General features: G+C 43.1%; 1 protein-coding gene. It reads left to right on the top strand.

Going from position 1 to position 15823, the window contains the following annotated elements; all coding sequences use genetic code 11:
• The first annotated feature begins 64 nt into the window (after positions 1-64).
• Positions 65-15817 (top strand): T9SS C-terminal target domain-containing protein, encoded by a 15753-nt coding sequence (locus LBYS_RS09545; RefSeq protein ID WP_013408671.1) that lies wholly within the window; start codon positions 65-67, stop codon positions 15815-15817.
• Positions 15818-15823 lie beyond the last annotated feature (6 nt).

The raw sequence follows: 15823 nt of genomic DNA, 5'->3' as shown, positions 1-15823 counted from the left end.
CGGGCAGGAGCCTCTTCTCCTGATTCTGGCTGCAAAATTTTTGAAACCCTTAATTGAGTTTTGGATGAAACCTAATTTTACCAAATTCCACTATCGAAGTCTACTTCTTGTCTGTTTTCTGTTCCTAGGAGCAGCAAGTGGGTATGCACACAGCGGTAAGCCCTACCTTGAAAAATACAAGGAGGGTATGCGCATGCTTTATCCTATCCGAACCTTACTATTTGGTGAGGTGCAGGCAAAGAAAGTGAAGGCATCTGCTACTGAAGATAAATATATTGACGGTAAGTGCTATTCTGATATATTCAGCTACTGTTTTGGTCAGGAGATCGAAATAGAAATTGAAGCAGAAGAAGGATACCAAAATTATCAATGGTTCAAAGATGATGTAGCCATACCTGGTGCTACGGATGCTATATACGTCATTCGGGAACCCGGATCCTATTATTTCACTGCTGAAGATGCCGTGACCTGTGAGGCAAAATTGTGCTGTCCTTACCTTGTGAAGAGGGAGGCAGATTTTGACGTTCAGGTGGTGAAGACAGATGTAGTGTGCGCCGGTGGGAATACGGGAAGCATCGTTGTTACGCCAACTACAGGAGATCCTAAGGACTACATGTATAGTTTGAATGATGCACCTTTCCAGCAATCCAATTCCTTCTCTCAATTAGCAGCAGGGTCATATAAGGTAAATGTAAAAAGTCCCGGAGGTTGTTTGTTGGAAAAGACCGTGATAATTTCTCAGCCGGAGCTTCTAAAAGCTGTAGCTCTAGCGGAGTGTATTCAAGACACTACTCACGCCAGCATTAGCGTGACGGGTGGAACTGCACCTTATTTATATAGTTTAGATGGAGGGCCTTTTGTACAGGACTCCATTTTTGTGGGTTTAAGTGAGGGTCAGCATGAAGTTTTGGTAAAAGATAAAAATGGATGTACAGCAAAAGTAGTAGTGGATGCTTTCTGCGATTGTACACCTGAGATATTTGAATATTGTCCGGGAGACAGCATAGCTATTCTAGCGGAGGCGGCTCCAGATCAAGGGGTCTATCAATGGTTTAAAAACGGTGAAGCTATAGAGGGAGCTACATCAAGTACTTATATGATTACTTCACCGGGTAATTATCATTATACTTCTGGAGGAGATGATCAATGTGACGGGGTGTTATGTTGCCCTATCATAGTAAGAGAAAAAGAAGTTCCAACATTACAAGTGAAAGGAGGAGAATTGAGCTGTCTTACTACTAGTATCCAACTTTCCAGTGGAGCAGATGATCAACTGACACACTTATGGGAAGGGCCAAATGGATTTACAGCACATACTTCATCCATAACGGTTACTGAACCGGGTACTTATAAAGTGAGTGTTACTTCTGAGTCCGGATGTGTAGTGAGTGATACTGCTATTGTAACCCAAGACACTGTAATGCCTTACGTGACGGTGAAAGGGGGAGAACTCAATTGTGATGTCACTTCCATAGAATTGAAGGCAGAAGCTAGTGAGGGCGTTAGCTATTCCTGGTCAGGACCATTGACAGGAAGTACAGATCAACTCCTAGTAAATGCTCCTGGCAGCTACATAATAACAGTAACTGCTGCTAATGGTTGTATCGCCAGAGATACTGCTTTCGTGACGGAAAATAAGCAGTTGCCAACAGTTAAAGTGAACGGTGGAGAGTTAACCTGTTTGACTCCGGAGGTGAATTTATTTGCTTCAGCTTCTGCCGGAGTTACGTTTGCTTGGCAGGGTCCTGAGGGATTCACTTCTACAGATCAAAGTATAAATGTTACCGTTCCCGGTTTATATAAAGTAACCGTCAAAGGAGAAAACGGATGTATAGCTTCAGATTCAACTACTGTAACTGAGAATAAGCAGTTCCCAACAGTAACGGTGAATGGAGGAGAGCTAAATTGTAATATCGCATCTCTGGAGTTAAAAGCTGAAGGTACAGCCGGAGTTCAATATATCTGGTCTGGTCCAAATGATTTCCAAAGCACTAGCGCTAGCGTAAACGTTACAACTCCAGGTAGCTATATAGTGAAGGCGACCTTGCCTAATGGCTGTTTTGCTATCGATACTGCTATAGTTACAGAGAATAAAGTGCTTCCATTAGTATCAGTAAATGATGGGGAGCTAAATTGTGATGTAACCAGCGTTTCCTTAAATGCAAATGCTTCTGAAGGTGTCAGCTATTTATGGTCAGGTCCTGCAGGATTTACCTCCACTGACTCTAGCATTAACGTTTCAGTGGCCGGAATGTACATTATTAAGGTTACCGGACTGAACGGATGTATTGCACAAGATACCGCTCAGGTGACTGAAGATAAAACCTATCCTACAGTAACGGCTTCTGGTGGTGAAATCAACTGTATAACGGAAACTGTAGACTTAAAAGCTGTAGGTTCTGCTGGTGTAAGCTATGCCTGGACAGGGCCAAATGGATTTACATCTCACCTTGCAGATACTACCACTTCACAAGCGGGAACATATATTGTAACTGTTACTGCAGCTAACGGTTGTATAGCTAAAGATACTGTTGTAGTTACAGAGAACAAGGTTCTTCCTACCTTACAGGTAAATGGTGGAGAGCTAACTTGCCTAGTAGATTCATTAGTGCTTAAGGCTGTTGCCTCTCCGGGAGTAAGCTTTGCCTGGACAGGACCAAATGGATTTACTTCAAATAATGAATCTATTACTATTAATCAAGCAGGTACTTATTTTATTAAAGTAACTGCTACTAATGGATGTTTCAAAATTGATTCTGCTATCGTTACTGAAGATAAAGTACTTCCTACTGTAGCAGTAAACGGAGGAGAATTAACTTGTGAAATCAATAAAATAGAACTTAAACCTGTAATCACAGGAGGTACGAAAGTAGAATGGACAGGTCCAAACGGATTCTCTTCTTCTACTGCTAATATAGATGCTACCATTGCCGGCATTTATTATATCAAGGTTACAGGAGCTAACGGCTGTTTTGTGACAGATTCTGTAGTGGTTACTGAAAACAAAGTGGTTCCTACAGTGGCTGTGAATGATGTTGAACTAGATTGTATTGAGCCAAATGCCATCATTAAGGCGGTAGCTAGTGCAGGTGTTACCTATTCATGGAGAGGACCAAATGGCTTTACAGCCTCCACTGACTCTATCCTTGTAGACAAGCCTGGTAGCTATATAGTAACCGTTACCTCTGCTAATGGATGTACAGCCTCAGATACTTCAGTAGTAACTGAAAACAAACAACCTCCTTTGGTAACAGTAAATGGAGGTGTACTTAACTGTGCTACAGATACATTAGTACTAAGTGCAAATGCAAGTCCAAATGTGACTTATCTATGGACAGGACCAAATGGATTTACATCAAATAGTGAATCTATTACTATTAATCAAGCAGGTACTTATTTTATTAAAGTAACTGCTACTAATGGATGTTTCAAAATTGATTCTGCTATCATTACTGAAGATAAAGTACTTCCTACTGTAGCAGTAAACGGAGGAGAATTAACTTGTGAAATCAATAAAATAGAACTTAAACCTGTAATCACAGGAGGTACGAAAGTAGAATGGACAGGTCCAAACGGCTTCTCTTCTTCTTCTGCTAATATAGATGCTACCATTGCCGGCATTTATTATATCAAGGTTACAGGAGCTAACGGCTGTTTTGTGACAGATTCTGTAGTGGTTACTGAAAACAAAGTGGTCCCTACAGTAGCTGTGAAAGATGTTGAACTAGATTGTATTGAAACAAACGCCATCATTAAGGCGGTAGCTAGTGCTGGTGTTACCTATTCATGGAGAGGACCAAATGGCTTTACAGCTTCCACTGACTCTATCCTTGTAGACAAGCCTGGTAGCTATATAGTAACCGTTACCTCTTCCAATGGATGTACAGCCTCAGATACTTCAGTAGTAACTGAAAACAAACAACCTCCTTTGGTAACAGTAAATGGAGGAATACTTAACTGTGTTACAGATACATTAGTACTAAGTGCAAATGCAAGTCCAAATGTGACTTATCTATGGACAGGACCAAATGGATTTACGGGAAGTGCCGCAAGCGTTTCCGTTACTCTTCCAGGAATCTATTCTGTGAAGGTTACAGGTGCGAATGGATGTACTGCCGTAGATACTGCTACTGTTACGGAAGATAAAGTGTTACCAATAGTTAGCGTAAAAGGTGGAGAACTAAATTGTACTACTGAAACCTTAGTCATCAAGGCGGAAGGTTCAACCGGAGTTACCTACTCATGGACAGGTCCAGATAACTTTACATCTTCCACTCAATCCATCAATGTCAATAAGCCAGGTACGTACGTGGTAACTGTGAAAGGTGCGAACGGATGTATGGCAACTGATTCGGCTGTGGTTACAGAGAATAAAGTACTGCCTCAAGTAACTGTAAAAGGTGGTGAGATCAACTGTATAATAACTTCTTTAACCTTAAAGGATGAAGGTACTTCGGGAGCTAACTATACTTGGGCAGGACCTGATGGATATTCTGCAACTGGAACTCAAATCCAAGTGACTAAAGCTGGGGTTTATACGGTGACAGCCACTGGATTGAACGGATGTACAGCAAAAGATACAGCGGTAGTTCAAGTTAATCAGACCTTACCTACCGTTACTGTAAATCAAGTTACTTTAACTTGCGCAGAACCTTCAGGAAAATTAATAGCTACCGGAACTCCTGGAAATACTTATCTATGGACTGGACCTGGAGGATTTACAGCTACTACAGATACTATTACAGTGACTCTTGCCGGAGAATATACAGTAGTGGTGACCGGTACAAACGGATGTACCATGTCAGCCAAAACAGTTGTGAAGAAGATAGAGGCTCCTACACTGGCAGCATCAGCAACTTGTGTTAATAATCAAGGTAAAGTAACGCTGGTAGCAGCGGGAGGCGTAGGACCATATGCATATAGCAAAGACGGTATCACCTTCCAATCGGAACCCGTATTTACAGGTTTAGGCAATGGAAACTATACCTTCACCGTACGTGATGCTAATGGTTGCTTGACTACTACGACAGTAGCAGTGAAATGTGAAATTGAATGCGTACCTCAGATCTATACCTTCTGTGAAGGAGAGGCTATTGAGGTGACCATAGAAGCGGAAGATGGCTTAACAAATTACCAATGGTTCAGAAATGGTGAGATCATTGTTGGAGCTACTTCTAAAGAGTACGTAGCTACTGAGCCTGGTAGATATTACTATACGGCGGGAACGGGAGATCAATGTGACGGCATCCTTTGTTGTCCTATAGAAATCAAAAGATTCCCTGGCATGAATACATTGGCCAGCGCAGGTAAGTTGGATTGTACCAATGGCCCTGTGGTACCTGTGACCATTAGCGTAAGCGGAGGAACTGCTCCATTTGCTTACAGCATTGACGGTATTACTTACGTAACTTCAAATGTATTCCTAGTTGGACCTGGAACGCATAAATTCTGGGTTAAGGATGCTAATGGATGTGTGAAGGAAACAAATGCCGTGGTGGTTCCGGAAATCGAAATGCCTAAGCCACCGATCGTGACTGTTGATAAAACTACAGTATGTGGAGTTGAATTAGCTACTTTAACTGCAGGATGTGCAGTGGGTCAGGTAGTTCAATGGAACAATGGAATGATAGGATCTACCATTCAAGTAGGCGTGGGAACATATACTGCGGTTTGTACAAATGAATGTGGTAAATCAGAAGATAGTAAGCCAGTTACTATCAATAAAGGAGAGCTTCCTAAGATCCCTGAAGTTGGAACTGATAAGACTTTGCTTTGCGGTAATGAGCTTGCCACGCTACAGGCACATTGTACTGTAGGTGATGTAGTGGAGTGGAGCAATGGCATGTATGGTCAAACTATACAAGTTCCTGCAGGTATTTATACTGCGAGATGTAAGAACACATGTGGATATTCAGGAGATTCTAGACACCTGGTGATTACTAAAGGTAATGTTCCTGGTTCACCTGAAATTGGAGCGGATAAGTACATGGTTTGTGGAAATGAAAAAGCTACGCTTGTGGCTCAGTGTGAAGTAGGTAGTATAGTAGTATGGAGTCATGGAGTGACCGGTACAACTATCCAAGTAGGAGAGGGTATCTACACGGCGAATTGTAAGAACGATTGTGGATTGTCAGAAGAGTCTAGACATATCACCATCAATAAAGGCAAAGTGCCTGAAGCTCCAATTGTCTCTGCAGATAAGGTATTGATCTGTGGTGAAGAGAAGGCAAAACTATCTTCAACTTGTCCTGTGGGAACCATCACAAAATGGAATACGGGAGCTGAAGGTATTAGCATCTTTGTTGGAGAAGGTATTTATTCCGCAGTCTGTATCAATACATGTGGAACTTCAGCAGAATCTAATAAAGTGGTGATCAGTAAGGATAAACTTCCTGCTGCACCAAGAATTGCTACGGATAAAAACACCGTTTGTGGGGAGGAAAAAGCTACACTCACGGGAAGTTGCGAATCTGGCTTACTAATTTGGAGTACAGGACAAAGTGGACTTAGTATTGAGGTTGGCAAGGGAACTTATACTGCTAAATGTGTAAGCGACTGTGGAACTTCAGTGTCTTCAGATCCAATCACCATCACTACTGGTGGTGCTCCTAATAAACCAATCATTGTAGCTGAAGAGACTACTGTTTGTGGAGATGAAAAGGTAAAATTAACGGCCTTCTGTACTTCAGGTACAGTATCATGGATAGGTGTAAATAGCTTTAACTCTTCTGTAATGGTGGGTGTAGGTATATATGCCGCTAAATGTGTAAATGAGTGTGGTACATCTGTAGCATCTGATCCGGTTAGTATTACCACCGGCCCAACTCCAGGAAAACCTGTGATCACAAGTAACGTTACCGGAGTTTGTGGAAATGAAAAAGCAATTCTTTCTGGTAACTGTCCGCTAGGTGGTGAGTTAGTTTGGGATAATGGTATGAGAGGATCTCAAATCCAAGTAGGTGTAGGTGTTTATAGCGCACGTTGTGAAAACGCTTGTGGAACCTCTCCATCTTCTAATGTGATCAGCATAGAAAACGGTGGTACTCCTTCTGCACCTAGAATCTCTGCTAACCGTACTAGCGTTTGTGGAGATGAAAAAGTGACTCTAACCGGTACATGTCCTACGGGCGGTACTTTGACTTGGAGTCATGGAGTTTCTGGAAGCCCAATATTAGTGGGACAAGGAACTTACACCGCTACGTGTGTGAATAATTGCGGAAGTTCACCACAATCTACGCCTATCACTATTGTTCCGGGATTACAACCTAGCAAACCAACGATCACCGTTGATAAGAATGTGGTTTGTGGTGCAGAATTGGCAACACTTACCGGTAGTTGTCCTGCAGGAGGTAATCTTCGTTGGTCAAATGGAATGACAGCACTTCAGATCCAAGTGACTCCTGGTACTTACTGGGCCACTTGTGTGAATGATTGTGGAACTTCTCCTCAATCTGAGTCTATCACTATTGTACCGGGTAATGTGCCTAGTAAACCAATAGTGAATGCTTCTAAGCCTTCACTATGTGATGGTGAAAAGGCGACTTTAACGGCTACTTGTTCTACTGGCTCAGTAATGTGGAGTAACGGAGCAACCGGTAGCCCAATTGAAGTAGGTATCGGTACTTATACAGCATATTGTAAAAATGATTGTGGTCTTTCTGATGCTTCGGAGACCATCAAGATAGAAGTGGGTAAGGTTCCTGGAAAACCAGTAATTCAAGCAAATAAACTGGCTGTATGTGGTGATGAAAAAGCCATGTTGACGGGTACATGTCCTACAGGAGGAACGCTTGAATGGAGTAACGGTACTACAGGTAATCCAATACTAGTGTCAGCCGGAACATACTTCGCGGTGTGCAAGAACACTTGTGGATCTTCGCCAAGCTCTGAACCTATAACGATCACTACGGGTGAACTTCCTACTAAACCGGAAATCACTGCAAGTGCACTAGAAGTTTGTGGAACAGAAAAAGTAACGCTGACGGCAAGCTGTACAAGCGGTACAGTGAAATGGGTAACTGGAGCTACTACTCCTAGTATATTAGTGGGAGCTGGTTCATATACCGCAGTTTGTATCAATTCTTGTGGTGTTTCAGGAAATTCGAAAACGGTAGTGATTACACCGGTAGATAAACCTACATCACCAACATTGACTCCATTGAATGAGGCAGTTTGTGGAGAAGGAACTACTGTAATTACAGCTACTTGCCCTGCAGGTTCAACTTTACAGTGGACAAGTGGTCAAACCGGAAATCCAATTACTGTAGGTGCAGGAACTTATAAAGCAGTTTGTATCAGTTCTTGTGGAACTTCAGCTGAGACAAAGGTGACTATCAAAGTGGTTCCGAATCCAGTTAAACCTGTGATTGCAACAAATAAAACTACATTATGTGGTGATGACAAGGCTACCTTGACGGCTACTTGTACTGTAGGAACAGTACTTTGGAGTGACGGTAATACTCAAAATCCTAGATATGTAGGAATTGGAACTTACACGGCCATTTGCGTAAGCTCATGTGGAAATTCTGAGGCTGCTTTACCAATTGTGATTCAAGGATCACCTGGACCTCAAAAACCAGTAACAAATACGAATAAATATAGCGTTTGTGGTAACGAGAAAGCTACTCTAACGGGAACTTGTCCTACGGGTGGAACATTGACTTGGAGTCATGGAGCAACAGGCAGTCCTGTCCTAGTGGGTGCAGGAACGTATACGGCTACTTGTGTTAACACTTGTGGAACTTCAGCTTCCTCAGAACCTATAGTAATAGGAAATGGTGATAAGCCTAGTGCACCTACAGTGACTTCAAACAAACCTGAAGTTTGTGGAACAGATAAGGCTATGTTAACTGCTACTTGTACTTCAGGTACAGTTCAATGGAGTGATGGAACGGTGGCAAATCCAAGATTTGTAGGAGCGGGAACTTATTACGCTTTCTGTAAGAACGATTGCGGTATATCTGTTCAATCTAATACAGTTACCATCGAACATAAGCCTACACCTCAAGCTCCAAGCATTCATGTAGATAAGTTCGAAGTTTGTGGAACGGAAAAGGCAACTTTGGTGGCTACTTGCCAGACTGGTACCTCAGTAACTTGGAGCAATGGAGCAACTACATCAAGCATTCAAGTGGGAGCAGGTACATACACTGCAACTTGTACCAGTGAATGTGGTAGTTCGCCAGCAGCAGAACCGGTAGTAATTAGAAAAGGAAATACTCCTTCTGTCCCTGTTGTCACTCCTTCTGGAACTCAAATTTGTGGAACTGATCTAGTTACTTTAACCGCATACTGTGCTTCAGGTACAGTGGTTTGGAGCGATGGAAATACTCAGAACCCAAGAAGTGTAGGCGCAGGTACATATAGTGCTAAGTGTCAGTCGGATTGTGGATTAAGCGGGTCTTCAACACCTGTAACCATAAATTCTGGTCAGCTTCCTAGCGCTCCTATTGTAAAAACAAACGTGAGCACAGTATGTGACAGTGAGAAAGCCACGATTACAGCTACTTGTACAAGTGGAACTGTAATGTGGAGTGATGGTAGCACTCAACCTACAAGACAGGTAGGAGCAGGTACTTACTATGCAGTATGCGTGAATACTTGTGGGGTATCTGAGAAATCACAGAACCTTGAAATCAAATCAGGACCGGTTCCTACGAAACCTATCGTGAAAGCGAATAAGGACATCGTATGTGGTGAAGAGAAAGCTACTTTAACAGCTACTTGTCCTACGGGTGGTAACATAGTATGGAGCAATGGAATGACTGGATCTCCAATCTTAGTAAAAGCGGGTAAATACACTGCAATCTGTAAGAATACATGTGGATCTTCTGAACACTCAGATGAGATTGAAATCAAGGATGGAGCTAAACCTCAAGCTCCTGTGATTACTCCATCTAAATCTGTACTGTGTGGAGATGAAAAAGCTATACTAACTGCAACAGGCTGTGCGGGTGGAACACTACAATGGTCTAACGGAAGTACAGGTAACAGTATTACTGTAGGAGCAGGAACGTACAGGGTAGTTTGTGTGACTACTTGTGGGGCTTCTGATAATTCTGCGGCAGTGACTATTACTAAGGAGCAAACTCCTGCTAACTTTATGATTTCCAGTTCTAAAGCCATGGTTTGCGGTACGGAGAAAGCTATCATTAAGGCTACAGGATGTGAAGGTGGTACTGTAACTTGGTCTAATGGAATGAGTGGATATAGCATCGAAGTGGGTGCAGGAACCTATAGTGCTACTTGTAGAACCGAGTGTGGAGGCGCAGTTAACGCCGGACCGGTGACCATTAAACACGAGCAGGTGCCTACTAAGCCGTCGATCAGCCCTGATAAGTACGCTGTATGTGGTACAGATAAAGCTACATTAACAGCTACAGCTTGCACAGGTACTATCACATGGTATCGTCCAAGCGAAACTGGAGGTGTGAGCTTAGGTACCGGAAATACCATTGCGGTAGGTTCAGGTACATACTATGCAACTTGTACAACAGCCTGTGGTACATCTGATGCTTCGAATCCGGTAACGATTTCTTCTGGAGATAAACCATCAGCTCCTTCTATCGTGGTAGATAAGCCTACCGTATGTGAGGGTGAAAAGGCAACATTGACAGCTTCAGGATGTACAGGTACCTTGACTTGGTCAACCGGAGCTACCGGTAACAGTATCCAGGTAGGTAAAGGCACATACTTTGTGAAATGTACTACAGCTTGTGGAACTTCAGATGCTTCGACTTCTGTAACTATAGGTTCTTCTGATAAGCCTGCAGCTCCTGCTGTGATGGCTGATAAATTGAACGTATGTGGAACTGAAAAGGCTACTTTAACTGCTCATGGGTGTGCCGGTACTATCAAGTGGTCGACAGGTGCTACTGGTAATAGCATTGAGGTGGGTGCTGGAACGTACACTGCGACATGTACAAGTGCTTGCGGAACATCTGATAAATCAGTTCCGGTAACGATTGGCACTTCTCAAACTCCAAATGCTCCAAGCATTACTGTAGATAAACCGTCTATCTGTGGAGAAGAGAAAGCTACTTTGACAGCGATAGGATGTAACGGAACAGTGAAGTGGTCAAATGGTTCTACAGAACAAAGTATTGTAGTAGGTGAAGGTACATATACTGTAACTTGTACTACTGCATGTGGAACTTCTCCGGCATCTAATCCGGTGATAATAAAAAGAACAAATGTGCCAAATGCTCCTAGCATCAGTGCGAATAAGTCCGTGGTATGTGGAACTGAAAAAGCCACTCTAACAGCTACTGGCTGTACAGGATCTATACTTTGGTCAAATGGTGCTACAACGGCAACCATAGAAGTAGGAGCAGGTACTTATACAGCAATATGTACTGGAACTTGTGGTAATTCTCCGGCTTCAAATAGTGTAACTATCCAAACCGGGCAAGTACCTTCTGCACCAGTGATTCAACCTGATAAGTTGACTGTTTGTGGAACTGAAAAAGCTACCTTAACTGCTAGTGGATGTACGGGTACACTAACCTGGTCTACCGGTCAGACGGTAAGTGTGATTCAAGTGGGTGTAGGTACTTATACTGCTACTTGTACTACGGCTTGCGGAACCTCACAGGCTTCCAATACAGTTACCATAGGTACTTCAGACAAACCTGCTGCACCTCAGGTTGTAGCTAATAAAACCAAGGTTTGTGGAGCTGAGAAAGCTACATTAACTGCATCAGGATGTGTGGGTACAGTAACCTGGTCTACCGGTCAAACGGTAAGTGTGATTCAAGTAGGTGTAGGTACTTATACCGCTACTTGTACTACGGCTTGTGGAACGTCTGATGCGTCTACTACTATTAGCATTGGTACATCAGATAAACCTGCAGCACCAAGCGTGGTAGCTAACAAGTCGAATGTTTGTGAGGGTGAAAAAGCAACGATCACAGCGAGCGGTTGTGCAGGAACAGTAACCTGGTCTACAGGAGCTACAGGTTCTAGCATTCAAGTAGGTGTGGGTAGCTATACAGCCACTTGTACTACGGAATGTGGCACTTCAGATGCTTCAGTTGCAGTGACTATTGGAACTTCTGATAGACCTTCAGCACCTCAGATCGCTTCGAATAAAGCTACTGTTTGTGATGCTGAGCTAGCAACAATTACAGCTACGGGTTGTTCAGGAACTATTACTTGGTCAAACGGAGCTACAGGAGCAAGCATTCAAGTGGGTGCAGGAACGTACACTGCTACTTGTACAACTTCTTGTGGAACATCGGATGTTTCAAATACAGTACAGATAGGTACTTCTGAGAAGCCAGCAGCACCTCAGATTGTTGCAGATAAGTCTACAGTTTGTACTGATGAAACGGCTACGCTGACAGCTAACGGTTGTGCTGGTACAGTGACTTGGTCGAATGGTGCTAATGGTACTTCGATTCAGGTGGGATCAGGTACATATACAGCAACTTGTACTTCTTCGTGTGGGGTGTCTGAGTCTTCAGCTCCGATCCACATTGGTACATCTGAAAAACCTGCTAAACCAACCATCGCATCTTCTGGAGATGGTGTATGTGGAGATCAGAAGGTGACCTTAACTGCAAGTGGTTGTTCAGGTACGCTACAATGGTCTAACGGTATGACAGGAACAAGTATACAAGTGGGTGCCGGATCTTATACTGTAACTTGTACTACAGCATGTGGTACCTCTGATGTAGCATCGATCCAAATCCACGAAGGGGGCTCTCCTGAACCTCCAGTGGTTACTTCGGATAGAAATTCTATCTGCGGATCTGAAAAGGCTACTCTGACTGCTAGCGGGTGTGTAGGTGGTACTATCCATTGGTCTACAGGAGCCACAGGATTCAGCATTCAGGTAGGTGCGGGTGTGTACACTGCAACATGTATTGACGCTTGCGGAAACGAATCGATAGCTTGTATAGCTGTTGAGATTGATGACACAGCTGAGGTGCCAAGTACTCCAACAATCTCTGCTAACAAAGATGGAGTTTGTGGTGATGAGAAAGCAATCTTGACTGCCAGCGGATGTACAGGTGGTACCATAGTATGGTCTACTGGTCAGCAAGGACAGCAAATTGAAGTTAGTGCCGGAGTGTATACAGCAATATGCAAGACGAGCTGCGGTACATCTGAAGCTTCAAATGCTGTAACCATTGTAGCGAAAGGAGGAAGTATCTCAATCACTAGCGATAAATCTTCGTACTGTGTAGGTGATGCTGTAACCTTAACCGCCAGCGGATGTTCGAACGGAGTAATTAAGTGGTCAAATGGTGTAACGGGTAATGTACTTCACATTACAGCCGGAACCACCACTACCTATACAGCAGTATGTGTAACTGAGGAGTCTGTAAGTAGCTGTGACTTCCATGTAGGAGATATTATCTTCCAAGTGGAAACTCAGAATAACCCGAACGGAATGCATACCAAGTATCTATTAACGGATCTTTCTTATGGTATACTTCAAGTGAAGGATCAACCTAAGTTTACTCAAGTACAGGCAGGTGAATATAAAGTGATCTCCTTAGTGTACATTGGTGAGATACAAGGTCTACATGAAGGGGCTAACTATAGCTCTGTAGATAAAGGTGCTTGCTTCAGTGATGATGAAACGGAAATCAGTGTATGTAATCCGGTTCCTGTGAATGAGTGTGAAGCCGTAGGAAGCTTTACTTTGAATGTGAAGTCAGCGGCAGAATGTGGCAATGGAGAATGCGGATTAGCGCCAACCTTAATCTCTTCAGTGGGTAACGGAACTTGCGTAGGAACACAAGTGATCTTAACCGCTCAAAACTGTGTAGGTCAGGTGGTTTGGAGCAATGGACAGACAGGTGCATCTATCAGCTTTACAGCTGAAACAGTAGGAGCTACAACTTACACCGCGAAATGTGTAAGCGCTACTTGTGAAAGTGCTTCTTCTGCTCCATTAACTATAACGGTGACATCAACTTTACCTAAGCCGGTGGCTATTGAGACTTTGAACAATATCTGTCCGTTAGCCTATGTAGACTTGAGAAATGCTATACTTGGAGAACCTGGAGCTGGAAATGTGTTTGAGTTCCACTATGGAAATAGCCCGTCTACTCCATTGGTGACATCAGCTCAGGTAACAGCCGGAACGTACTACTTGTTTGAAAGAAGTTCTACCGGATGCTTTAGTGAAGGAACTCCAGTTAAGGTAGAGATCAGCGGTGATTGTCAAAATCCGATCTATCCGGATGCAGTAGATGTAGCCATAGAAAAAGTGGGTGATAAGACTACCGCTCAGATCAATGATGACATAACCTACACTGTTACCATCAAGAATATAGGAGAGCGTGGAGCTTCTGACATCAAGGTGAGAGACATAGTTCCTCAAGGCTTACAAGTGATGCAAATCAGTGAGAACGCCTTTATGGAAAATGGTCAAGTGAGGGTAAGTATAGATACCTTAGCTCCTGGTCAAAGTGTAGATGTTACTTACTCTGCAAAAGTGACTACTAACGGTAGAATCTTGAACAAAGCTGAACTCATCTCTGTAGTTCAGAATGACACAAACACTAACAATAACTCATCTACTTGGGTGATAAATGATAGTGCTGCTGCGGATTCCTTAATCGGACTTGCTAAGGCAGTGGGTGCAGTGACGAAAGCAGAAATAGGTAATCGTTATAAGGTGCCGTTTGTATTTACTCTAGCTAATATGGGTAAGAATGATCTTTCTAACATCAGCTTGAGAGATACCTTGTCAAACACCTTCGGACCACTAGTAAGTATTGACTCTGTACATGTAAGCGCAGATTCCGGATTGGTAGTGAATCCTAATTATACCGGAGTAGGTGAACATACGGATCTATTGATTCCAAGTCAAAGTCAGATTGCTTCAGGTAGTACATTAAATGTAAGAATGGATGTGTTTGTGAACTTAGGTAATAACGCTTCTATGACCTTCATTAACTCTGCTACCGTTTACTCAGGTTCTATCTCTGATCGTTCAACTGATGGAGTGAATCCGGATCCTGATATGGATGGTGATCCTACGAACAACAACGTTCCAACCCGCTTCCAGGTGGGAGACGGAAGTACATCTTACGGAATTGGAGTGGCTCTGGCAGTTGTTGATACGGCATTCGTGAATGACGGTACTGCTTATGAAGTAACCTACAGAGTGAAGATCAAGAACTATGGCGCTGATACCTTAACCCATGTATATGCAGTGGATAGTTTGATGAACACCTTCGCTGATGCTATTGACTTTACAGTAAGTGGTAAACCTGTAGTAAACGAAGGGTCTACCTGGGTGCCGAATCCTGACTTTAACGGTAAAGATGATGTGAGAATCTTGTTGCCTGAAGCGGAATCTATCTTAGCCCCTGGTCAGACAGATTCTGTAGAATTCAAAGTGACCGTGGTCTTCGGTGATCATTATGGACCGTACAGTAATTCGGTTACAGGTTACGGAATGGATGGAGATAGTCTTCTAACTGACATATCAAATGCAGGACTAGAGATTATTCCTTCTTCGAGTACACCAACTGAGTTTACAGTTCCGGGCTCTGATCCTAGAGGACTGGTAGAAATTCCGGAAGGTTTCTCACCAAATGGTGATGGTAAGAACGATAACTGGAAGATTGAGTTGAAAGGCAATGCTAAGATTGAGAAGTTACAGATAGTGAACCGTTACGGAGCTGTCCTATATGAGGAAGACGGAGAAACCGTTTCTACTTCTGGATGGGATGGTAAAGCAAATACAGGTCTAATACCTGGAAATACTACGGTTCCTTCAGGTACTTACTTCTACAAGTTGAAGTTAGCCGGACAGAGCAAATACATCATAGATTATATCACGATCGAAAAATAAGAAAAG

Source organism: Leadbetterella byssophila DSM 17132 (genome assembly GCF_000166395.1).
Classification (GTDB): Bacteria; Bacteroidota; Bacteroidia; order Cytophagales; family Spirosomataceae; genus Leadbetterella; species Leadbetterella byssophila.
The sequence above is the reverse complement of the archived record's forward strand: the minus strand, read 5'-3'. Positions and strand labels throughout refer to the sequence as shown.

Excerpts from the sequence above, each read along its gene's own strand:
- LBYS_RS09545 (WP_013408671.1), top strand. The coding sequence starts at position 65 with ATGAAACCTAATTTTACCAAATTCCACTATCGAAGTCTACTTCTTGTC.